The sequence below is a fragment of the Pseudomonas sp. 22072 genome (genome assembly GCF_052046095.1).
Taxonomy (GTDB): domain Bacteria; phylum Pseudomonadota; class Gammaproteobacteria; order Pseudomonadales; family Pseudomonadaceae; genus Aquipseudomonas; species Aquipseudomonas paracarnis.
On the sequence record NZ_JBQEQE010000008.1, the window covers coordinates 1 to 22,677 of the forward strand.

Here is a 22,677-nt window from a genome sequence, read left to right on the forward strand (position 1 = left end):
TTTTTGGGGCCGCTTCGCGCCCCAGCGGGAGCAAGCTCCCTCGCCACAGTTACCGATTCTGTCTTAACTGACTGGCATTACCCATTTCGGGAGCCTTTTCTGGTTAAGCGAACTACTTACATATTCGGGTAAGTCGGCCCGCCCGCGCCTTCCGGCGTCACCCAGGTGATGTTCTGCGAGGGGTCCTTGATGTCACAGGTCTTGCAGTGCACGCAGTTCTGGGCGTTGATCTGGAAGCGTTTCTCGCCGTCTTCCTTGGTCACCACTTCATACACGCCTGCCGGGCAGTAGCGCTGCGCCGGTTCATCGTAGAGCGGCAGGTTGGTGCCGATCGGGATGCTTGGGTCTTTGAGCTTCAAGTGGCACGGCTGCTCTTCTTCATGGTTGGTGCCGGAGATGAACACCGAGCTCAGTTTGTCGAAGCTCAGCTTGCCGTCGGGTTTGGGGTAGTCGATCTTCTGGCTGTCTTTGGCCAGCTTCAGGCAGGCGTAGTCCGGCTTGGTGTCGTGCAGGGTGAAAGGGATCTTGCCGCCGAAAATGTTCTGGTCGAGCCAGTTGAAACCGCCGCCGATGATTGCGCCGAACTTGTGCACGGCCGGGCCGAAATTACGGCTGGCGAACAGTTCTTCATACAGCCAGCTGGCTTTGAAGCTGTCGACATATGTGGTCAGCTCATCACCGCCCTCGGATTCGGCAAACAGGCGGTCAGCCACGGCGTCGGCGGCGAGCATGCCGGACTTCATCGCGGTGTGACTGCCTTTGATCTTGGCGAAGTTCAGGGTGCCCAGATCGCAACCGATCAGCGCGCCGCCCTTGAAGACCATCTTCGGCAGCGAATTCAGGCCACCTTTGCAGATCGCGCGGGCGCCGTAGCTGACCCGCTTGCCGCCTTCCAGGTACTGGGCCAGCACCGGGTGGTGCTTGAGGCGCTGGAATTCATCGAACGGCGACAGGAAGGTATTGCTGTAGGACAGGTCGACGATCAGGCCGACCACGACTTGATTGTTTTCCAGGTGATAAAGGAACGAGCCACCGGTGTTCTCTTTACCCATGATGTCCAGCGGCCAACCGGCGGTGTGCACCACCAGGCCCGGCTGGTGCTTGGCTGGGTCGATTTCCCAGATTTCCTTCAGGCCAATGCCGTAGTGCTGGGCGTCGGCGTCGCTGTCCAGGTTGAAGCGCTGGATCAGTTGCTTGCCGATGTGGCCACGGCAACCTTCGGCGAACAGCGTGTACTTGCCACGCAGCTCCATGCCCGGGGTGTACAGGCCGTCTTTTGGCTTGCCTTCACGGTCGACGCCGAGGTCGCCGGTGATGATGCCGCGTACCACGCCGTTCTCGTCGAACAGCGCTTCCTGGGCGGCGAAGCCTGGGTAGATTTCCACGCCGAGGTTCTCGGCCTGCTGGGCCAGCCAGCGGCACAGGTTGCCCAGGGAAATGATGTAGTTGCCTTCGTTGTGCATGGTCTTGGGCACAAAGAAGTCGGGCACCTTGGTGGAGGCTTCCGGGCTGCGCAGTACATAGATGTCATCGCGCACCACGGGCGTGTTGAGCGGGGCGCCGAGTGCTTTCCAGTCCGGGAACAGCTCGTTCAGGGCACGTGGTTCAAACACGGCACCGGAGAGGATATGGGCGCCGACTTCGGAGCCTTTCTCGACCACGCAGACGCTGATGTCCTTACCGGCTTCGGCGGCCTTCTGCTTCAGTCGGCAGGCGGCAGACAGGCCAGCCGGGCCAGCGCCGACGATGACCACGTCGAATTCCATGTATTCGCGTTCCACAGGCTATCTCCTACTCAAGGCTCAACAGGCTTTTTTTTCTAATGGGTGGAGGTTCGGTGTGGTTCTGCGCGAAGGCAGGACCCACCTGTCTCTCTAGGTGGCGCATTATATATAGACCACTGACAGCGTCCAATACAAACGTTTGTTTGAATTGCCTGCAGCCTAGATAAATCAAAGCAACGGGGCTTATGACTGACCATTTTGCCGTATTGACCAGAATAGGCGTTCCGGTCAAGATACGGTCGGTTTTGCGCTTCCCGTAGGCAGACTGCAGGTTTCAAGAGCACGTCCAAAGACAGGCCGAAGGCAATGAAGGTGATGCGCACCCAAACGTTGGAGCGCAGTTTACACGCCGCGATAAAGAATGACCTCTCAGTCACCACTGACGAACGGTCGTCATTTCCCGTGTGCAAGGCCACTGCCGAGGTCTTTGGAGGTGCCCTTGTGTGCCGATGAGCATCAACCGCCAGGTTCGCCTAGGCGACTTTCTTTTCACCGGAGAGTAACGAGGAATCCATGAAGGTTCTTGTAGCTGTCAAACGCGTTGTCGATTACAACGTGAAAGTTCGCGTCAAGGCGGACAATTCCGGCGTCGACCTTGCTAACGTCAAGATGTCGATGAACCCTTTCTGCGAAATCGCTGTGGAAGAAGCCGTACGCCTGAAAGAGAAAGGCGTGGCGACGGAAATCGTCGTGGTGTCCATCGGGCCGACCACTGCCCAAGAGCAGTTGCGTACCGCTTTGGCCCTGGGCGCCGACCGCGCCATTCTGGTGGAGTCCGCTGAAGAGCTGACCTCACTGGCCGTTGCCAAGCTGCTCAAGGCCGTTGTCGACAAGGAGCAGCCACAACTGGTGATCCTGGGCAAACAAGCCATCGACAGCGACAACAACCAGACTGGCCAGATGTTGGCTGCACTGACCGGTTACGGCCAGGGCACCTTCGCTTCGAAAGTCGAAGTGAGCGGCGACAGCGTTGCGGTCACCCGTGAAATCGACGGCGGCGCCCAAACGGTTTCCCTGAAACTGCCGGCTATCGTCACCACCGACCTGCGTTTGAACGAGCCGCGTTATGCGTCCCTGCCAAACATCATGAAAGCCAAGAAGAAGCCTCTGGAAACGCTGACTCCGGACGCTTTGGGCGTTTCCACCGCCTCTACCAACAAGACCGTCAAAGTCGAAGCGCCGGCTGCACGCAGCGCGGGCATCAAGGTCAAGTCGGTGGCTGAACTGGTCGAGAAACTGAAAAACGAAGCGAAGGTAATCTAATCATGACTATCTTGGTAATCGCTGAACACGACAACAAGGTACTGGCCCCGGCCACCCTGAACACCGTGGCCGCTGCCGCTAAAATCGGTGGGGACATCCACGTGCTGGTTGCTGGTCAGGGCGCTGGCGCCGTGGCTGAAGCGGCTGCAAAAATCGCAGGCGTGAGCAAAGTCCTGAACGCTGACAATGCCGCTTATGCGCATCAGCTGCCGGAAAACGTTGCACCGCTGGTCGCCGAGCTTGGCGCTGGCTACAGCCACATCCTGGCCGCCGCTACCTCCAACGGCAAAAACATCCTGCCACGCGTTGCCGCCCAGCTGGACGTTGACCAGATCTCCGAGATCATCTCGGTAGAAAGCGCCGATACCTTCAAGCGCCCGATCTACGCCGGTAACGCCATCGCCACCGTGCAGTCCAATGCTTCGGTCAAGGTCATCACCGTACGCGCCACCGGTTTCGACCCGGTTGCTGCCGAAGGTGGCTCGGCTGCCGTTGAAGCCGTCTCCGCTGCCCACGACGCTGGCACTTCCAGCTTCGTCGGCGAAGAGCTGGCCAAGTCGGACCGTCCTGAACTGACTGCTGCCAAAATCGTCGTTTCCGGCGGGCGTGGCATGCAGAACGGTGACAACTTCAAACACCTGTACGCCCTGGCCGACAAGCTGGGCGCTGCGGTCGGCGCTTCCCGCGCAGCCGTTGACGCAGGTTTCGTACCCAACGACATGCAGGTCGGCCAGACCGGCAAGATCGTTGCGCCACAGCTGTACATCGCCGTCGGTATCTCCGGCGCGATCCAGCACTTGGCCGGTATGAAAGACTCCAAAGTGATCGTTGCGATCAACAAGGACGAAGAAGCGCCGATCTTCCAGGTCGCCGATTATGGCCTGGTGGCGGACTTGTTCGAAGCGGTACCTGAGTTGGAGAAGCTGGTCTAATCCTGCCGCTTCACTTATAAAGAGCCCGGTCTTATGACCGGGCTTTTTTATTCCCTGTAGGAGCGAGCTCGCTCGCGAAAAAACCACAGGCGCCGCATTTATTCAGAACGCACGCGTTATCGTTGACGTTTTTCGCGAGCACTTTAGGAAGGAACATGCCATGGCGCTGCGCCCCTGGACTGTACTGCTGGGCCTTACGCTGCTGCCGAGCCTGACGCTCGCCGCCGGCAAGTGCGAGCGCCTGGTGATCACCGGCAGCCCGGACGCACCGCCTTTACTCTGGCGCGACCCCCAGGACCCTACGCACCTGATCGGCGCGACCGCTGACGTGCTGCAACAAGTGGGCAAGGAGCTCGGGGTGAAAATCGACCTGCTCTACGGCGGCAAACGCTCCCTGGCCCTAGATGAAGCACGCAGCGGGCGCATGGACATTCTCGCCGACGCACCGCTGAACCTGGGTGAACTGGACCACTTCGACTACATCCATCCGGCGCTGATGCAGACCGACTACCTGGTATGGACGCGCAAGGATTCAGCCGTGGTCTATTCCACCGCCGCCGATTTGCACGGCCACAAAGGCGCAGTCTCGGAACGTGCGCGTTTGAGCACGGAGTTCGAAACCTTCGCCAGCCAGCAACTCAACCTGCAACGCCTGCCCAATTTGACGCCGGCTTTCCAGAAACTGTTGCTCGGTGAGGTGGACTACGTGCTGGCTGGGCGCTATTCCGGCATGGCCATGGCCCAGACCCTGGGCATGAGTAATGACCTGGTGGCCCATGAGGTGCCTGTCGATCAGCCTGGCCTGTACCTGGCGATTTCCCACAACTCGGCCTGCAATGATCCTTGGCTTCGCGGACAGCTGACGAAAAAGATGACAGAATTGCCCGCCTCCGGTGCCGCTCAAGCCGCGCTGCAGCGCAATCTGGAGCGTTGGAAAGCGCAACTGCAACAACCTGTCGGCACCCCAACAAAGTAGGGATTTACAGTGATTTTTCGAGCTCTTTTCGCGGCCCTTGCCGTTGTCGCGCTGGCGGGATGCGCAACCGATCCTGCGCCGATCGAACAAATGCGCCTGACCCAGCAAGCCTTGGAACAAGCCACCGCGGTCGGGGCCAACACCGATGAATCCCCCGAACTGAAGCTGGCCGAAGAAAAATTCGCCCGGGCCAAGGGCAACATGGCCGACCAATCCTACAAGCGAGCGCGGATGCGCGCCGAGCAGGCTGAGCTGGACGCACGCCTGGCCGAAGCCAAAGTGCTGACCGGCAAGAGCCAGGAACAATTGAACGTGCTCAATACCCGTATCACTCGCCTGCGTAAGCAGCTGCAGTTGGGAGAAGCACAATGAGCCCGATGATCCGTGGCCTGAGCTGTGTACTGCTGCTGGGCAGCGTGGCCCTGGGCGGCTGTGCGAGCCAACCCACGAGTGAGCAGGCGTTGCAGCAGGCCGGCGATGACTTTCAAAAGGTCAAGGAAGACGCCAACGTGCTGCGCTTCGCGCCCAAGGACGTGATCCGCGCCGGAGAGTCCCTGGCCCGCGCCGATCGCCTGTCCAGCTACTGGGGCAGCGGCTCCGATGTGGTGCATTACGCCTACCTGAGCCAGCGGTACAGCGCCATCGCCCGAGAGCACACCCAGCAGGGCCTGAATGCCGAGCGCGGCACCCAACTGGAGTTGGAACGTCAGCGCCTGCAACTGGCCTTGCGCGAAAACAAGCTGGCCAGCGTGCAACAGCAGGGCAAGTGGGTTGAAGCGCAAATCGCCAGCCTCACCACCCAGACCGACCGTGGCCTGGTGATGACCCTGGGCGACGTACTGTTCGACACCGGCGAAGCGGAGCTGCAGAACTCGGCCAACCGCACGGTGCTCAAGATCGTGCAATTCCTGCAACTGAACCCCAAGCGTCGGGTGCGCATCGAGGGCTACACCGACAACACCGGTGGCGAGCAGGAAAACCTGAAACTGTCCCGCGACCGGGCTCAATCGGTGGCCGACCTGTTGATGGACCTGGGCATCGATGACAAGCGCATCGAAGTCGAGGGCTACGGCGACCAATACCCGGTGGAAGCCAATGCCTCCGAGCGTGGTCGTGCACAAAACCGTCGGGTGGAAATTGTTTTCTCTGACGAGAAGGGCCAATTGGGCGCTGCGCGCTAACAGCCAAGCCCGGGTCAAAATGTGGGAGGGGGCTTGCCCCCGATAGCGGTTGTTCAGTTGGTACATCTTTGACTGACACACCGCAATCGGGGGCAAGCCCCCTCCCACATTTTTTCTGGGCTCTATGAATGCTGTCCCTGCACCCTTACAGTTTTTACTGTCACTCCCGCCCACGCTCGACTATTGTGGCAACTGTCCCCGTACACTTCTAAACTGTGCCGGTATGTATGTTTCACACAAAAATAAAATGCCCGTGAAATCGAGTGCTGCGTCATGACCAATCTGTTGCTTTACCAACGTATTGCCCAGCAACTGGCTGAGGACATCCGCCGCGGTGTTTACCAACCGGGGGAGCGCGTGCCGTCGGTGCGCAAGATGAGTTCCCAGCTCAATGTGAGCCATGCCACGGTGCTGCAGGCCTACGCCAACCTGGAAGACCAGGGGCTGATCCGGGCGCGGCCGCAGTCGGGCTACTACGTGCACCAGACGCCAGCACTCACGGCGCCTACGCCTGATATCGCACGGGTCGAGCGCCCAGGGTTGGTCACCCGTAGCAGTATCATCCAGCAGGTGCTGGTCGAGTCGCGCCGTGAAGGGGTTTTTCCCCTGGGGGCGGCGGTGCCGAGTGTCGACTACCTGCCGGTGCGGGCATTGCATCAGCAATTGGCCAAGGTCACGCGTTTCCAGAGCCCACGGGCGTTCAGCTACATGTTCAGCCCTGGCTTTGAACCCCTGCGGCGCCAGGTGGCGATCCGCATGCGCGATGCCGGGGTGGTAGTGGACCCTTCCGAAGTGGTGATTACCCACGGCTGTGTCGATGCCTTGCAAATGTCGTTGCGCGTGCTGACGCGCCCTGGCGACCTGATCGCGGCTGAATCACCGACCTATTACGGCTTGCTGCAATTGGCTGATTTGCTGGGCCTCAAGGTGATCGAGATCCCCAGTGACCCTGCCACGGGCATGAGCCTGGAAGCCCTGCAACTGGCCGCCAACCAATGGTCGATCAAGGCGCTGGTGCTGACCACGCGCTTGAGTAACCCGCTGGGCGGCACCATGCCAGAGGAGCGGCAGAAACAGTTGCTGCGCCTGGCGTCGGACTTTGATATCCAGATCGTCGAAGATGATATTTACGGCGAGTTGATGTTCGAACTCGGCCGCACCAAAGCTCTCAAGGCCTACGACCGCCTCGACCGGGTGATCTATTGCTCAAGCTTTTCCAAGACCTTGTCGCCGGGCGTACGCATTGGCTGGATGATTGCCGGTAAATACCAGCAGGAAATCCAGCGCCTGCAGATGTTCAGCACGCATTCGGCATGCAGCGTCACCCAGATGGGCGTCGCGGCCTATCTGGAAAACGGTGGCTACGACCGTCATTTGCGCTACATCCGCCAGGAATACCGCAAGAACCTCAGCGCCTTCCAATTGGCGGTGCAGCAGTATTTCCCCGAGGGCACCCAGATGACCCGCCCGACCGGCGGCTTTATCCTGTGGGTCAGTTTGCCGGGGCGGGTCAATACTCAGGAGCTGCATGTGCGTGCCCTGCAACAAGGCATCAGCATTGCGCCAGGGCTGATTTTCAGTAATACCGAACAGTTCAACCACTGTATTCGCCTCAATTGCGGCACGCCGTGGAACCGCGAGGCGGAGAGGGCGTTGATGACCCTGGGAATGCTTGCCAGCCAGCTGTGCCAAGAGGCCGCAGCGGGTTTTTGAGGCGAGCAAAGGGGACAAGACTGATCTGTGCCCTTGTCATGCCGCGCACAACAAGCGAGCATATGGCCTTCTGCCGTTAATGCTGTTGGCGATATGACTTCTATTTTTCGCGTTACGTTGATGCTTGGTCTGCTGAGCCTGTGCAATGCCGGTAGCGTGCTGGCTGCAGCACCGGTGGCTGAAGGCAAGCCTGTTGTCGGTGCCGAGCAAAAGACCTCAGCCAAGCAGCCAACGCCTGCGAAAAAATCCCCTGCCGCGCAAAAAAAAGCCGCTTCGACCAAAAAGCGTGCACCCGTGGCGAGCAAGTCCAAGTCGGCCCATGAGGTCGCCCAGACCAAACTGCCACCGGCACAGTTGGACCTGTCCCTGCCTTCGGACATGGTCAGGCACTTGCAACCCATTGGCACCATGCCCAAGCCCAAGAGCGTGCCTCTGTTGCCGCCGATGTTTGGTGAAAAGCCCACCGACAACAGTGCGTTCCAGATCAACGGCCGCTTGCTCAGCAATGAGATGAAGCTGCAACTGCGTAACGAAGAGCGCCGTGATGTAGAAGGCGCTGCGCTGGATTTCGAATTCAAGCAATAAACTTTCGGTCCACAGGTGACCCAGGTTGCCGACCATCTGTCGCAGACTGGTCGGTCATTTTTGTTTTGTGCGAAAAACTCCTGTTGGCCCATTTTAAAACGGCTGTTTAAGGGCGTACTCTAGCCCGGCCATCCCTATTGAGTCGTCGAGGACCTGCTGGTCATGAAATGCCGTGAAGGCTGTGGCGCCTGCTGCATTGCCCCCTCCATTAGTTCGCCACTACCCGGAATGCCCCAGGGCAAACCCGCTGGCGTCCGTTGCGTGCACCTGTCGGTGGAACAATTGTGCCAGTTGTTCGGTCAACCGCAGCGGCCCGCCGTGTGCAGTGATTTCAAGGCCGATATTGAGGTGTGCGGCAACGACCAGGCCGATGCCATCCGGCTGATCGGCTGGTGGGAGCAGATGACGGCGGCTTGATGGGCTTTACTATCGGAACTTCAACAATAAGGAATACAACGATGGGTTCGCTGAAACGAGTGGCTGTGCTGTGCGGTTTTACGCTGTTGTTTGCGGCCACTGCCCAGGCTGAGGATTGGCAAGTCGCCAAGGACGAAGACGGTATCAAGGTGTCCCTGAGCGAGATTGCCGGTTCCAAGTACAAGGCCTATCGCGGCGTGACCGTGATCAAGGCGCCTTTGGCCAAGGTCCAGGCGCTGCAGGAAGATGTGGTCGGTGCTTGCGCATGGATCCATGAATGCAAATCCCAGAAACTCGTCGACAAGAAAGGCGACGAGGCCTGGACCTACACCCAGTTCAAGGCCCCGTTCCCCGTGACGGACCGCGACTCGTACATCCACGTCACCACCACCAAAGCCGCTGACGGCACCGTCACGCGCAAACTGGAAGGCGTGCCGACCTACAAGCCTGAAGCAAAAGGCTACGTGCGGGTCGCCCAGGTGGAGGGTTTCTGGAAGCTGGTGCCAAAGGGCGATAACCAGACCGAAGTCACCTACCAGGTACACACCGAACCAGGTGGCAGCGTACCTTCGTGGCTGGCCAACAAGTTCGTGGTGGACGCGCCGTTCAACACCTTGAAAGCCTTGAAAGATCACGCTGAAAAATAAGTGCAGTTGATCCGGTGCCTCCGGGCTTGAGCGGAACGTTTTGCGCGCCGCCAAGGTCCAGATACTTGTAAGCCCACCTATGGGTTTTATCGAGGAGGCACCGATGCAAACGTGGCAAATTACCTTCGTTGATGATCACGGTGAAACGTCCGTGCAGCAGTTCACCTGCGAACAAAAGCCCAGCCTCGAAGACGCTGCGCATATGATTCGTGCGAAGCTGGTGCCGATTGCTGCCAAGCTCGATCTCAATGACCTGGAAGGCCGTAAACCCGAGCCGACGGTCAAGATTCTCAAAGACCAGAACAGTATCCAGATTCTCGATATTTCTCCCTCCGTCTAAACATTTTTCACGCGCCACACGAGCACCTCTGGTGGCGGTGATAGCTTCACGCTACTCTGCAATCGAGATCAGCGAATGAATCGCTAAGGTCTGGTCTTGTCAGCTACATGCTTGTTTTCCTGCGGTGATGTTATGCCGTGGTGCCCGCGCCAGCAGGGCGCGGGGCTTCAGGAAGCACGGAAAGTCTATCCATCGGTGTGAGGAGGACGTTTCATGAGCACAGCCTATCAAGAAGACATCAGCACCAACGTACTGCGCCGCATGAAAGAAGGCGGCTTTGATTTCTCGCGCTTTCACCCCATCGAGTTCTACGCCATTTTCCCGGATGAGGAACGGGCGCGCAGGGCTGCGGGTCGATTTCGTGGGGAGTCCCTCAACGCCCAGGTCAGCGCGCGCGACGATGGCGCCTGGTACCTCGAACTGAGCAAAATCATGTTCGCAACCTACGACGGCATAGGAGACTTCGAGCAAGACTTTGAAGCGGTGGTCGAGCCCCTGGGAGGGATCATCGAAGGATGGGGCGTCAAGCAGGAGGTGCGTGGGTTACCCATGTAGTTGGTATTTATGAGCAGCACAGCGTATCGGCTGACCTTTGGGTCGGCCGATTTTGTTTGGGCTACCGTCGCAACGGAAACTGCCGTTTCAGGCGCAAAAAAAAGCCACCCGGATGGGGTGGCGGAAAGGGAAGACCGAGGAGTCATCAGTACACGAGTCAATACGTTACTGAATGTGCAAAGGGTTTGGCTGTAGGACACGTCCTGTTCAACCGATGTGGGCGATTATCCGCATGTGCAGGCGGGCAGTGAAATCAACTCTGACTATGCTGTTGATAGCCAAACACCGCATTGCAACGGAGCGTACGGCGTGGCCCAGGCAATTGCGCGCACCAGGACGGTGCGGCAAATCCCCTCGGATTATGCAACTGTTTGATTATAAAGTGTTTATGCCGCTGGCACGGGCCTTGCGAAGGTTCTTGAGTCCGGGTGACAAGGAGTACGGCATGATCCGCACTTATTACGATGAAATGTACGATGGGGCAGGGCAGGTTCGCCCCCATTATCGCGAGTTCGCCCGCTGGTTGGCCGACACCCCTGCCGAACTGCTGGCCCAGCGCCGGCGTGAAGCCGATTTGCTGTTCCACCGCGCCGGCATCACCTTCACCCTCTACGGGGACGAACAAGGCACCGAGCGCCTGATCCCCTTCGATACCATCCCCCGCAGCATTCCGGCGAGTGAATGGCGGGTTGTCGAACGCGGTTGCATCCAGCGGGTCAAGGCGCTGAACCTGTTCCTCACCGACCTGTACCACGACCAACGCATCATCAAGGCCGGCATCATCCCCGCCGAGCAGGTATTGGCCAACGAGCAATACCAACTGGCAATGCGGGGCCTGGACTTGCACCGCGATATCTATTCGCACATCTCCGGGGTGGACCTCGTACGCGATGGCGACGGCACGTACTACGTGCTCGAAGACAACCTGCGCACGCCCAGCGGTGTCAGCTACATGCTCGAAGACCGCAAGATGATGATGCGTCTGTTCCCCGAGTTGTTCGCGGCCCAACGCATCGCGCCCATCGACCATTACCCCAACCTGCTGCTCGACACCCTCAAAAGCGCCAGCCCCCTGGATAACCCCAGTGTGGTGGTACTTACGCCCGGGCGTTTCAATAGCGCGTTCTTCGAACATGCCTTCCTGGCTCGGGAAATGGGTGTGGAGTTGGTGGAGGGCGCGGATTTGTTCGTGCGCGATGACCGTGTGTTCATGCGCACCACCGATGGGCCCAAGGCTGTCGATGTGATCTACCGTCGCCTCGATGATGCATTTCTAGATCCCTTGGCATTCAACCCCGACTCGATGCTCGGTGTACCCGGCCTGCTCGCCGCCTACCGGTGCGGCAATGTGGTGCTTGCCAACGCCATTGGCACCGGAGTCGCGGACGACAAATCGGTTTACCCGTTCGTCACCGAGATGATCCGCTTCTACCTCGATGAAGAGCCGATCCTGCAGAACGTTCCGACTTTTCAATGCCGTAAGCCTGACGAGTTGTCCCACGTACTGGCCAACCTGCCCGACCTGGTGGTCAAGGAAACCCAGGGCTCCGGTGGTTACGGCATGCTGGTTGGCCCGGCGTCTACAACCGCAGAAATCGAAGCGTTCCGGGCGCGTATCAAGGCCAAGCCACACGCCTATATCGCGCAGCCGACCCTGTGCTTGTCCACCTGCCCGACATTTGTCGAAAACGGCATCGCCCCGCGCCATATCGACCTGCGCCCCTTCGTGTTGTCCGGCAAGGACACCCGCGTGGTGCCGGGTGGCCTGACCCGTGTGGCGCTGCGCGAAGGCTCGCTGGTGGTCAACTCGTCCCAGGGCGGCGGAACCAAAGACACCTGGGTGGTCGAGGACTGATGCCATGTTGAGTAGAACTGCCTCGGATTTGTACTGGATGTCACGCTACCTGGAGCGTGCCGAAAACCTCGCACGCATGCTCGATGTCAGCTATTCGCTGTCGCTGATGCCCCAGGACGGACGCGGCGATGGCCTGCACGAATTGGCCATGCCGCTGTTGATCACCGGCACTCTGGACGATTACCACGAGCGCCATGGCCCATTGCACGCTGAACGCTTGCTGCACTTTTTTGCCTTGGACGCGGCCAACCCGGCGAGCATCTACAGCTGTCTGGGTGCGGCGCGGGCCAGCGCCCATGCGGTACGTGGGCGGATCACCGCCGACATGTGGGAAAACATCAACGCCACCTGGCTGGACATTCGCGATATCGCCCAGCAGGGGCTCAGCCATTACGGCATGAGCCGGTTTTGTGAGTGGGTCAAGGAGCGTTCCCATCTGTTTCGGGGCGCCACGTACGGCACCATCATGCGCAACGATGCCTTCCGCTTTATCCGCCTGGGCACTTTTATTGAGCGTGCCGATAACACCCTGCGCCTGCTGGATGCCCGCTACGAAATGGCCGGCGAACAGGCGGCGGCGGTCAGCGATGGTACGGCTCACGCGTATTACCAATGGAGTGCGTTGCTGCGCGCTCTGTCGTCGTTCGAGGCGTACACCGAGATTTATCGCGATGCGCCGGGCGCTCGGCAAGTGGCCGAACTGCTGCTCTTACGCGCGGATGTGCCGCGTTCGCTGCGTGCTTGCAGCGAAGAGATCGACCAGATACTTGCGAGCCTGCCCGGCCTCAATGGTCGCCCGGCCCAGCGTCTGGCCGCCGAGATGGATGCGCGCCTGCGCTTTACCGCCATCGACGAAATCCTCGAGGAAGGCCTGCATGCCTGGCTGACCGACTTTATCCCCTTGGTCCGCCAGTTGGGCGACGCCATCTACAGTTCCTACCTGGAGGCGGCATGAGACTCTCCATCAGCCACGACACTACCTACCACTACGAAGACCAGGTGCGCGCCAGCATCCAGTACCTGCGCCTGACCCCTCATGACAGCGAGCGCCAGCACGTGCTGAGCTGGCAACTCGACCTTCCACGCCCCGTGCGGGCGCAGGTGGACCCGTTCGGTAACATCCTGCATGTGCTTACGCTGGACGAGCCCCATGACGCCATCATCATTGGCGCCCGGGGCGTGGTGGAGATCGATGAATTGCGCGAGGCCGAACACGAAAGCCAGTCTGCCTTTCCGTTCCTGCGCTCCACGCGCCTCACCGAGCCCGACGACGCCCTGCGCGGGTTTGCCGAGCAAAACTGCCATCAGCGTCGCGACCGCACGGCGCTTATCGACCTGATGCAGGCGCTGAACCACACCATGGTCTACACCCCCGGCGCGACTGACGTCGATACCTGCGCCGCCCAAGCCTTCGCAGGGGCCGCTGGGGTGTGCCAGGACCATACCCATGCGTTCCTGGCCTGCGCACGTAGCCTGGGGATCCCGGCGCGGTATGTGTCGGGGTATTTGTACACCGAAGACAGCGCGCACCTGGCCAGTCATGCCTGGGCCGAAGCCTGGCTGGATGACGCCTGGTACAGCTTTGACGTGACCAACCAACTGGCGCGGCCGGAGCGGCACTTGAAGCTGGCCGTCGGCCTGGACTACCTCGACGCCTGCCCGGTACGCGGCATGCGCCGTGGCGGTGGGCATGAGCAGATGCACGCCAAGGTATTCGTGGCGCCGCAGCAATGACCGATAACTGTCGGAGCAAGCTTGCTTGATCGTTCCCACGCTCTGCGTGGGAATGCAGCCCAGGACGCTCCGCGTCCCATAGCGTGATGCAGAGCATCGCAAGAGGCGTTCCCACGCAGAGCGTGGGAACGATCGACGGTGCTCTCAGGCTTTTCGCGAGCAAGCTCGCCCCTACAACTTGCGGCCCGCCATATGCCGCAGATACCCCACCAGCAAATCCAACTCATTGTCTGGCAATACACTCGCTGTAAACGCCGGCATCTTGGCCTGTGGCCAATGCCTCAGGCTCTGCGGGTCGCGGATGTAACGCTTGAGGAAATCGCCGCTGAAATACTCGGTGGGGTTGTAGGGCACATTCAAGTCCGGCCCCATCTGGGCATCACCGCCGCCATTGAGGCGATGGCACGCCAGGCAGTTCTTCTGAAATAACGCGAAGCCTTGGTTGATCGGGTCGTTCGCCGCCAGCTTAGGGTCGGGCAATAACGCCGGGAAACGCTCGCCAACCGTCTGCAACTGTTTGAACCTGGAGACCTGGAACGGCCACTGTTCCGGGCTGATACGTCCGGCTTGAGGGTTGGTCCAGACCAGATAGAACGGTCCGGCGCTGGGCTTGCCCTGTGCCAGTGGTGGCCATGGATGGGCCGGGTCTTCCACGGCCAGCCAGGCGCGGGCGCCGTTTTTTTCCAGCAACGGCGCGGCGGCAAGTTCGGCGGCAAAACCATCAAGGGCAACGGCTTGCAGGTGGTTCGCAGATTTAAGGCCCGGCAAGAGCACCGCGAGGGGCACCGCACGATAGGTCATGTTGCGCTTGTAGGACACATCATCAACGATCTGCACCGTCTGAGCGTCGGGATGCTTGAGCAGCTCGGCGGTCTCCCAGGTTTTGTGGGTGTGGTCCAACTCGATGGTCAACTGTGCCGCCGCCGCAGGCAGGCTCAGCAGCAGGGCAAAAAGGGCGCGGATCGGTTTCAAGGCACAGGCCCGTTGCGAGAGAGTGAGGGCGCACACGATAACGGAAAACGGCAGGTAAAAAGACAGCCCCTGCAACAGGAGCGCTAAGCGCAATGTCCTGGCAGGTGCTGCCAAAAGCTGCAGGCCTGGTGCGGTGTGTGCACGGAAGCTGGGAGTGTCACCCAATAACCTTGGTTAAATTGGGCAAGATCAGAATCAAGGTGGTGGCGAACAGGATAAGTCCCGCCTGACGTACTTTCGATTGTTTGAACATGGCTGACTGCCTTTTCTTTTGTTGTTATTCCTGAGCGTCAAATGCGTGCCGTTGAAGTCAGTATCGCGAGGTGACGTTGCACTTTTCTTACAGCTGCTCCAGCAAAACCCGGCAGCAGCGTCTTACAGATTCAACCTTAGAGCGCCCGTTCTTTCTGGCTTAGACTCATTTCATATCAGCTAAGAAGTATTTGCGCTAAAAACGGCATGAGGCTTATTGCCATCTTGGCGCCAGCCCTAGGGCTAGACAGCTAAAACGATTAATCAGGCATTTCCCGTAGGTACCTACCGTTCGTCCGAGCGAGGGGGTCAAAAGCAATGAGCGCATCCGTCATTGAAACCGTGTCAATCGGGCCTAAGGTAGGGGCACACACCCATAGCGGTTCGAGGATGTCATGACCCAAGCTTTGATCTTTGATGCGATACGCACGCCCCGGGGAAAAGGCAAGGCCGACGGTGCCCTGCACAGCGTCAAGCCTGTAAACCTGGTGGCCGGCTTGCTCACGGCGCTGGCGCAGCGCAGCGACCTCGACACCCGCCAAGTGGATGACATCGTCCTTGGCTGCGTCACCCCCGTGGGCGACCAGGGCGCCGATATCGCCAAGACCGCCGCGCTGGTGGCCGACTGGGATGTCAGTGTTGCCGGTGTACAGGTCAATCGCTTCTGCGCGTCGGGCCTGGAGGCGGTGAACCTGGGGGCGATGAAGGTGCGTTCCGGCTTCGAAGACCTGGTGGTTGTTGGCGGCGTCGAGTCCATGTCCCGCGTGCCCATGGGCAGCGATGGCGGCGCCTGGGTGCTCGACCCGCAAACCAATATGCACAGCCACTTCACGCCCCAAGGCATTGGCGCCGACCTGATCGCCACCCTGGAAGGCTTCACACGCCAGGATGTCGACACCTTTGCCCTACAGTCCCAGCAGAAAGCCGCCAGGGCGAGGGCAGACGGTTCCTTCAATAAGTCGCTGATCGCGGTGCACGACCAGAACGGCATCGTGCTGCTGGACCATGACGAATTTATCCGCGGCGACTCAACCCTCGAGGGCTTGGGCAAGCTCAAGCCGAGCTTCGAAATGATGGGCCAGATGGGCTTCGACGCCACCGCGTTGCGGGTCTATAGCCACGTGGAGCGCATCCACCATGTGCACACGCCGGGCAACAGTTCCGGCATTGTGGATGGCGCCGCGCTGATGCTGATCGGTTCCGAGGCCAAAGGCCGTGAACTGGGCCTGCAACCGCGGGCGCGTATTGTCGCCACGGCGGTGACCAGCACCGACCCGACCATCATGCTCACCGGCCCCGCGCCGGCCACTCGCAAGGCGCTGGCCAAAGCCGGCCTGCGGGTTGAAGACATCGACCTGTTTGAAGTCAACGAAGCCTTTGCTTCGGTCGTGCTCAAGTTCATCAAGGACATGGGCATCGACACCGCACGGGTCAATGTCAACGGCGGCTCCATCGCCATGGGCCATCCCTTGGGCGCCACCGGCTGCGCGATTCTCGGCACCTTGCTCGACGAGCTCGAGGTGCGCCAGCAACGCTACGGCCTGGCCACCTTGTGTGTCGGCGGTGGCATGGGGATCGCCACCATTATCGAACGCCTCTGAGCCTAAGGAATTTGTCATGACCGATGCCATTCGTTACGAAAAAGGCCAGGACCAGATCGTGGTACTGACCCTGGACATGCCCGGCCAGAGCGCCAACACCATGAACGCCGCTTACCGTGAAGCCATGGCCGCCACCCTCGCGCGCCTGGAAGCGGAAAAGGACGAGATCGCCGGGGTGGTGATCACCTCGGCCAAGAAAACTTTTTTTGCCGGGGGCGACCTCAATGAGCTGATCAAGGTCGATAAAGCCCATGCCAAGTCGTTCTACGACAGTGTCTTGGTATTGAAAGCGCAATTACGCCGCCTGGAAACCCTCGGCAAACCGGTGGTGGCCGCAATCAATGGCGCGGCCTTGGGCGGTGGTTGGGAAATTTGCCTGGCCTGCCATCACCGGGTCGCGCTGGACGACAAGTCCGTGCAACTGGGTTTGCCGGAAGTCACCCTCGGCCTGTTGCCAGGAGGCGGCGGCGTGGTGCGTATGGTGCGCATGCTTGGCCTGGAAAAAGCCTTGCCGTATTTGCTCGAAGGCAAAAAGGTGCGGCCCGCCCAGGCCCTGCAAGCGGGTTTGATTGATGAGTTGGCGGCGGATCGCGAGGCATTGCTGGCTCAAGCCCGTGCCTGGATTCTGGCTAATCCGCAGGTCAGGCAACCCTGGGACAACAAGGGCTACTCGATTCCCGGCGGCGCGCCGTCCCACCCTAAAGTCGCGCAGATGCTCGCCATTGCCCCATCGATTTTGCGTAGCAAGACCCAGGGCTGCTTCCCTGCGCCGGAGAAAATCCTGTGTGCGGCGGTCGAGGGCGCCCAGGTGGACTTCGACACCGCGCACCTGATCGAAACCCGCTACTTCACCGAACTGGTGACCGGGCAAGTGGCAAAAAACATGATCGGCACCTTCTGGTTCCAGCTCAACCAAATCAACGCTGGCAGCTCGCGCCCGCAGGGCTTTGCGCCTTATGTAACGCGCAAAGTCGGTGTGCTCGGCGCCGGGATGATGGGCGCGGGCATCGCCTATGTCAGTGCCTGTGCGGGGATCGAGGTGGTGCTCAAAGACATCACCCTGGCCGCCGCTGAAAAAGGCAAAGCTCATTCGGCCGCATTGCTGGACAAGAAAGTCAGCCGTGGGCAATTGACCGCCGAACAGCGCGAAACCACCCTGGCGCGCATTCATCCTACTCAGGATGACGCCGACCTGGCCGGCTGCGACCTGATCATCGAGGCCGTATTCGAAGACCGCGCACTCAAGGCCAAGGTCTCGGCCGCAGCGCAAAGCGTGGTGGGGGCCGACGCGGTGATCGCCTCCAACACCTCCACCTTGCCCATCAGCGGTCTGGCCACGGCGGTGCCTGATCAAGCCAGGTTCATCGGCCTGCACTTCTTCAGCCCCGTGGACAAGATGCCCTTGGTGGAAATCATCAAGGGGGCGCGCACCAGCGACGAAACCCTGGCCCGAGGTTTTGACTTCGTACTGCAAATCAAGAAAACCCCGATTGTGGTCAACGACAGTCGCGGTTTCTTTACCTCGCGGGTATTCGGCACCTTTACCAACGAAGGCATCGCCATGCTCGGCGAAGGCGTGGCGGCGCCGATGATCGAGACCGAAGCGCGCAAGGCCGGCATGCCAGTGGGGCCGCTGGCGGTGTCCGATGAAGTGTCCCTCAGCCTGATGAGCCATATCCGACAGCAAACGGCCAAGGACCTGCAGGCCGAAGGCAAGGCTATGCCGAACCATCCGGCGACGGCGGTGATTGATCTGTTGGTGAACGAATACAAGCGCACGGGCAAGGCGGCCGGCGGTGGTTTTTACGACTATCCCGCTGGCGGCCAGAAGCACCTGTGGCCTGAGCTGAAAAACCGGTTCGAACAGCCCGGCAAGCAAATCTCCCCCCAGGATGTGCGTGACCGCTTGCTGTTTATCCAAGCCATCGAAACCGTGCGCTGTGTGGAGGAGGGCGTGTTGATGTCCACGGCGGATGCCAACGTTGGTTCAATCTTCGGCATCGGTTTTGCCGCTTGGAGTGGCGGCGCGTTGCAGTTTATCAACCAGTACGGGCTGAACGACTTCATCGCCCGCGCCCGCTACCTCGCCGAGGAGTACGGGGAGCGCTTCTCGCCACCGGCGTTATTACTGGAAAAAGCCGCAAAAGGCGCGCTGTTTTAGACGTTCCACTGTAGGAGCGAGCTTGCTCGCGAAGAACGCACAGGCAACGCTTTTATCCAGGCCACCTGCGTTATCGTTGACGTTTTTCGCGAGCAAGCTCGCTCCTACAGGGAGTGTGGGCGGCCATTGAGGGCTTGCTTTGGGGAGGTATTTCAAGGCAGGCTCTGGGGTGTGCAATATTCCCATCGCCGTGTCAGGTATTTTTTATGTCGCTACGCGTCTGCATCCTGGAAACCGATATTCTGCGTCCCGCTTTGATCGATGAGTACCAAGGCTATGGGCAGATGTTCAAGCGCCTGTTCGCCAAGCAACCGATAGCCGCCGAGTTTGTGGTCTACAACGTGGTGCAAGGCGAGTACCCGCCGGATGACGAAGTGTTTGACGCGTACCTGATCACCGGCAGCAAGGCCGATTCGTTCGGTACCGACCCTTGGATCCAGACGCTCAAAACCTACCTGCTCACGCGTTATGAGCGCGGCGACAAGCTGCTGGGCGTGTGCTTCGGTCATCAGTTGCTCGCGCTGCTGCTGGGCGGCAAGGCCGAACGTGCCAGTCAGGGCTGGGGGATGGGCACCCACGCCTACAAGCTGGATGCGAAGACGCCATGGATGAGTCCTGAGGTGCCGGAACTGACGCTATTGATCAGCCACCAGGACCAAGTCACCACCTTGCCAGAAAACGCCACCGTGATCGCCTCCAGCGAATTCTGCCCGTTTGCCGCGTATCACATTGGCGACCAGGTGCTGTGCTTCCAGGGCCATCCGGAGTTTGTTCACGACTATTCCCGTGAGTTGCTGGAAATACTTCAGACAACCCTGGGTGAAAAGGTCTACAGCAACGGCGTGGCCAGCCTGGAGCGCGACCACCACGGCGTGACCGTGGCGGAGTGGATGATGCGCTTTGTGGCGCACCAGCCTGAAGCCAAGGCTTAAAGCCAGCCCGAACGCTTGAAGCTGGCCCATAAACCGGTACAGCCCAAGGTAATAAAACCGAGCACCGCAAAATAGCCGTAGTGCCATTGCAGCTCGGGCATGTTCTGAAAGTTCATCCCGTAAATCCCCGCCACCGCCGTGGGGAACGCCAGGATCGCCGCCCACGCGGCGAACTTGCGCTGCACCACGCTCTGGCGCGAAGCCTCCAGCAACACACCGATCTCGATGGTCTGGCTGGCAATGTCGCGCAGGGTGGTGAGGTCTTCCATCTGTCGCGTAACGTGGATTTGCACATCACGAAAATACGGGCGCATGTTCTTGTCGATAAACGGGAAGCTCAGCTTCTGCAGCTCCTGGCTGATTTCCACCATCGGCGCCACATGCCGCTTGAGCCGCAACACATCGCGGCGCAGGCCGTGGAGGTGCTGGATATCGCGCTCGTTTAGCGAACTGCACAGCACGTTACGCTCCAACTCATCAATCTCGGCGTGGATCGCCTCGCTCACCGGCTGGTAGTTTTCAGTGACAAAATCCAGCAACGCATAGAGTACGAAATCTTCCCCATGCTCCAGCAACAACGGGCGCGCCTCACAGCGTTGGCGCACAAAGCCGTAGGACGCCGAGTGACCGTTGCGTGCGGTTATGATGTAGCCGTTGCCGGCAAAAATATGGGTTTCGATAAACTCCAGCTTGCCGTTCTCGCGCACCGGTGAGTAGGTGACGATAAACAGCGCGTCGCCGAAGGTTTCCAGCTTCGGGCGGCTGTGTTTTTCCATGGCGTCTTCAATCGCCAGCTCGTGCAGGTTGAACTGGCGTTGCAGGTTGTTCAGTTCCTGGGCGCTGGGTTCTTCCAGGCCGATCCACACAAAGTGCCCAGGTTTGGCGGCCCAGGCCGCGCCTTCATCGAGAGTGATATCCGAGACTTTCTTACCGGCGCTGTAGACGGCAGCCGCAACAACTCTACCCATGGTGCTGATCACTTCTTATCAAGAGGACAGATGTTGGGCAGCTTAGCCTGAATGGTGTTCCGTTGTTGCTGGCTGATATCACTGATCGTTCCCACGCTCTGCGTGGGAATGCCGCCCGTGACGCTCCGCGTCACCCTAAGCGGGCGCCTACGCGCGTTGCAGTTCGCGATCCATCTGTGCAATGCACTCATCCATCTGCGTCTGACACGTCAGCAGCAACTGAGGGATGTCATCCACCGTCAAGCCACAGGTAGGAATCGGCGGCAACGAGCGTATCAGCACACTGCCACTGTCCCAACGATTGAGCTTCATCTGCGTCACGTAATTGCTGACACACACCTGCACGATAGGCACACCGGCCGCAATCGCCATATGGAATGCGCCTTTCTTGAACGGCAACAACCCTTTGCCCAGGTTGCGCGTACCTTCCGGGAACACCCAGATTGACGTGTCCTCATGCTGCAAGGTATGCGTGGTCGTCAGCATCGCACGCCGGGCCTTGTGCGCATTGCCACGGTCGATCAGCACATTGCCCGCCAGCCAGAACAACTGGCCGAACAGTGGTACCCATTTCAGGCTTTTCTTGGCGATGCAGACCGTGCGATGCGGCACTACATTGCCGAACACAAACAAATCGTAATTGGACTGATGGTTGGCGATCACCACGCAGGTACCGGGCTTGTTGCGCAGCGAGTCGACGTCGGTCTTTACGTTCAAGCCCAGGATCCGCATGGCCGGCAACGCATAGAGGCGAGCGCAGAGACGGCTGTTGTCCGGGTTGAACGGCCTGCACACACCGACCAGCACACCCAGCACGCCAGCGATCATAAAATGCAGGCCCATCAACAACATACGCAACAGAAAAAGCATCGACACGGCCCATAGGGACAAAAGGTGGCGCAGTGTACGGATGTGCACTGTATTCGGCAATTGCCCCTACAGACGTAGGAGATAGCCGATGTTTAAGCGCATGTTTCCACATGAGCCGATAACGGCTAGCTAGAGCGGCTACGGACGTTTCACATTTATAGGTAAGAAAAAGCCCGACTCAAGGTCGGGCTCAGGTACAGCAGGTGTAGGACTTAGCTCAGGCTATGGCCCTGATCCTGGATGATTGCATCATCCAGGGCTTCGAGCAGCGCGCGGCGTACTTTCAACTTAGTGTGTTTGTGCGCGTTCATATTGATCTTCTTCAGCTGCCGTGCTGCTTCCAGTGCTGCAGCGTGCAGTTCTTCGGGTGCCACCACCTTGTCGAGGAAACCGGCGTGCAAGGCGCCTTGCGGATCAAACATTTCGGCATTGATCACCGAACGCTGAAACGCCGACTTACGCAGGCGATCCCGCGCCAACTCGATACCGGCGTGGTGCATGGTCATGCCAATCGCCACTTCATTCAGGCCAATGCTGAACGGGCCTTCGACGCCAATCCGATAATCCGCCGACAACAACAGGAACGCGCCCTTGGCCACCGCATGCCCAGGGCAGGCCACAATCACCGGGAACGGATGCGCCAACATCCGCCGCGCCAGGGTCGAACCCGAGGTCACCAGGCTGATTGCCTCTTTAGGGCCCGCCGTCATCACCTTCAAATCATAACCACCCGACAAAATCCCCGGCGTGCCCGTGATGATCACCACCGCCCGATCCTTCTCGGCCTGATCCAGCGCCGCATTAAACTCACTGACCACCGCCGGAGAAATGGCATTCACCTTGCCGTTGCTCAGGGTCAGGGTCGCGATACCGTCTTCGAAGTGGTAGGCAATCAACTCACTCATGACGCGGTTCCTTGTAGGGCTTGTTATAGAGATA

At 59.6% G+C, this 22,677-nt stretch carries 22 protein-coding genes; 17 read left to right on the forward strand and 5 right to left on the reverse strand.

Annotated features, from left to right (window positions below; genetic code table 11):
• Window positions 1-116 precede the first annotated feature (116 nt).
• On the reverse strand, window positions 117-1,781 hold the full coding sequence (locus ACTJLA_RS10340) for an electron transfer flavoprotein-ubiquinone oxidoreductase (protein ID WP_314546778.1): 1,665 nt from the start codon (window positions 1,779-1,781) through the stop codon (window positions 117-119).
• 516 nt (window positions 1,782-2,297) lie between these two features.
• Here ACTJLA_RS10340 and ACTJLA_RS10345 point away from each other — a divergent pair.
• The 14 genes from ACTJLA_RS10345 (at window position 2,298) to ACTJLA_RS10410 (ending at window position 13,982) form a co-directional block, all read left to right on the forward strand.
• Window positions 2,298-3,047, forward strand: a complete 750-nt coding sequence (locus ACTJLA_RS10345; RefSeq protein ID WP_014719538.1) for an electron transfer flavoprotein subunit beta/FixA family protein — start codon at window positions 2,298-2,300, stop codon at window positions 3,045-3,047.
• Between the two features lie 2 nt (window positions 3,048-3,049).
• Window positions 3,050-3,979, forward strand: a complete 930-nt coding sequence (locus ACTJLA_RS10350) for an electron transfer flavoprotein subunit alpha/FixB family protein (RefSeq protein ID WP_034120769.1) — start codon at window positions 3,050-3,052, stop codon at window positions 3,977-3,979.
• A 160-nt stretch (window positions 3,980-4,139) separates the two neighbouring features.
• Window positions 4,140-4,955: a substrate-binding periplasmic protein gene (locus ACTJLA_RS10355; RefSeq protein WP_089041900.1), complete on the forward strand. Its 816-nt coding sequence runs from the start codon at window positions 4,140-4,142 to the stop codon at window positions 4,953-4,955.
• Between the two features lie 9 nt (window positions 4,956-4,964).
• The gene (locus tag ACTJLA_RS10360) at window positions 4,965-5,327 is read left to right on the forward strand and encodes a DUF4398 domain-containing protein (RefSeq protein WP_003193475.1); all 363 of its coding nucleotides are present in this window, start codon (window positions 4,965-4,967) and stop codon (window positions 5,325-5,327) included.
• Window positions 5,324-6,136: an OmpA family protein gene (locus ACTJLA_RS10365; RefSeq protein ID WP_034126751.1), complete on the forward strand. Its 813-nt coding sequence runs from the start codon at window positions 5,324-5,326 to the stop codon at window positions 6,134-6,136. The genes ACTJLA_RS10360 and ACTJLA_RS10365 overlap by 4 nt, the downstream gene beginning before the upstream one ends.
• Window positions 6,137-6,409: 273 nt before the next feature.
• Complete coding sequence (locus ACTJLA_RS10370; protein ID WP_003193472.1) at window positions 6,410-7,849, forward strand: aminotransferase-like domain-containing protein; 1,440 nt, start codon at window positions 6,410-6,412, stop codon at window positions 7,847-7,849.
• A gap of 93 nt (window positions 7,850-7,942) precedes the next feature.
• The gene (locus ACTJLA_RS10375; RefSeq protein WP_034126752.1) at window positions 7,943-8,434 is read left to right on the forward strand and encodes a hypothetical protein; all 492 of its coding nucleotides are present in this window, start codon (window positions 7,943-7,945) and stop codon (window positions 8,432-8,434) included.
• A 162-nt stretch (window positions 8,435-8,596) separates the two neighbouring features.
• A complete protein-coding gene (locus ACTJLA_RS10380; RefSeq protein WP_034126753.1) occupies window positions 8,597-8,851 on the forward strand; it encodes a YkgJ family cysteine cluster protein in 255 nt (84 codons plus the stop codon).
• Between the two features lie 41 nt (window positions 8,852-8,892).
• Window positions 8,893-9,498, forward strand: coding sequence for an START domain-containing protein (locus ACTJLA_RS10385; RefSeq protein ID WP_054897213.1), 606 nt, complete (start codon window positions 8,893-8,895; stop codon window positions 9,496-9,498).
• A 103-nt stretch (window positions 9,499-9,601) separates the two neighbouring features.
• The gene (locus tag ACTJLA_RS10390; RefSeq protein WP_054897212.1) at window positions 9,602-9,838 is read left to right on the forward strand and encodes a hypothetical protein; all 237 of its coding nucleotides are present in this window, start codon (window positions 9,602-9,604) and stop codon (window positions 9,836-9,838) included.
• Window positions 9,839-10,051: 213 nt separating this feature from the next.
• Window positions 10,052-10,393 (forward strand): ribonuclease E inhibitor RraB, encoded by a 342-nt coding sequence (locus ACTJLA_RS10395; protein WP_003193463.1) that lies wholly within the window; start codon window positions 10,052-10,054, stop codon window positions 10,391-10,393.
• A 445-nt stretch (window positions 10,394-10,838) separates the two neighbouring features.
• On the forward strand, window positions 10,839-12,248 hold the full coding sequence (locus tag ACTJLA_RS10400) for a circularly permuted type 2 ATP-grasp protein (RefSeq protein WP_054897219.1): 1,410 nt from the start codon (window positions 10,839-10,841) through the stop codon (window positions 12,246-12,248).
• Between the two features lie 4 nt (window positions 12,249-12,252).
• Window positions 12,253-13,203, forward strand: a complete 951-nt coding sequence (locus ACTJLA_RS10405) for an alpha-E domain-containing protein (RefSeq protein WP_034126756.1) — start codon at window positions 12,253-12,255, stop codon at window positions 13,201-13,203.
• Window positions 13,200-13,982, forward strand: coding sequence for a transglutaminase family protein (locus ACTJLA_RS10410; protein ID WP_054920491.1), 783 nt, complete (start codon window positions 13,200-13,202; stop codon window positions 13,980-13,982). The genes ACTJLA_RS10405 and ACTJLA_RS10410 overlap by 4 nt, the downstream gene beginning before the upstream one ends.
• 171 nt (window positions 13,983-14,153) lie before the next feature.
• On the opposite strand, the gene ACTJLA_RS10415 is transcribed toward ACTJLA_RS10410, so the two are convergent.
• Entirely contained in the window at window positions 14,154-14,954 is an 801-nt protein-coding gene (locus ACTJLA_RS10415; protein WP_314546802.1) for a cytochrome c, read from the reverse strand.
• A gap of 647 nt (window positions 14,955-15,601) precedes the next feature.
• On the opposite strand from ACTJLA_RS10415, the gene ACTJLA_RS10420 reads away from it, so the two are divergent.
• The 3 genes from ACTJLA_RS10420 to ACTJLA_RS10430 all read left to right on the forward strand — a co-directional run bounded on the left by ACTJLA_RS10420 (window position 15,602) and on the right by ACTJLA_RS10430 (window position 19,900).
• The gene (locus ACTJLA_RS10420) at window positions 15,602-16,807 is read left to right on the forward strand and encodes an acetyl-CoA C-acetyltransferase (protein WP_034126758.1); all 1,206 of its coding nucleotides are present in this window, start codon (window positions 15,602-15,604) and stop codon (window positions 16,805-16,807) included.
• Window positions 16,808-16,823: 16 nt separating this feature from the next.
• On the forward strand, window positions 16,824-18,968 hold the full coding sequence (locus ACTJLA_RS10425; protein WP_314546807.1) for a 3-hydroxyacyl-CoA dehydrogenase NAD-binding domain-containing protein: 2,145 nt from the start codon (window positions 16,824-16,826) through the stop codon (window positions 18,966-18,968).
• Window positions 18,969-19,174: 206 nt separating this feature from the next.
• Window positions 19,175-19,900, forward strand: a complete 726-nt coding sequence (locus ACTJLA_RS10430) for an amidotransferase (RefSeq protein ID WP_014719523.1) — start codon at window positions 19,175-19,177, stop codon at window positions 19,898-19,900.
• Here ACTJLA_RS10430 and ACTJLA_RS10435 read toward each other — a convergent pair.
• The 3 genes from ACTJLA_RS10435 to ACTJLA_RS10445 form a co-directional block, all read right to left on the reverse strand.
• Window positions 19,897-20,868, reverse strand: a complete 972-nt coding sequence (locus tag ACTJLA_RS10435) for a magnesium and cobalt transport protein CorA (RefSeq protein ID WP_003193449.1) — start codon at window positions 20,866-20,868, stop codon at window positions 19,897-19,899. The genes ACTJLA_RS10430 and ACTJLA_RS10435 overlap by 4 nt on opposite strands.
• A 147-nt stretch (window positions 20,869-21,015) precedes the next feature.
• Window positions 21,016-21,738, reverse strand: coding sequence for a 1-acylglycerol-3-phosphate O-acyltransferase (locus ACTJLA_RS10440; RefSeq protein WP_054920500.1), 723 nt, complete (start codon window positions 21,736-21,738; stop codon window positions 21,016-21,018).
• Between the two features lie 212 nt (window positions 21,739-21,950).
• Window positions 21,951-22,643 (reverse strand): crotonase/enoyl-CoA hydratase family protein, encoded by a 693-nt coding sequence (locus ACTJLA_RS10445; RefSeq protein WP_014719521.1) that lies wholly within the window; start codon window positions 22,641-22,643, stop codon window positions 21,951-21,953.
• Between the last annotated feature and the right edge of the window lie 34 nt (window positions 22,644-22,677).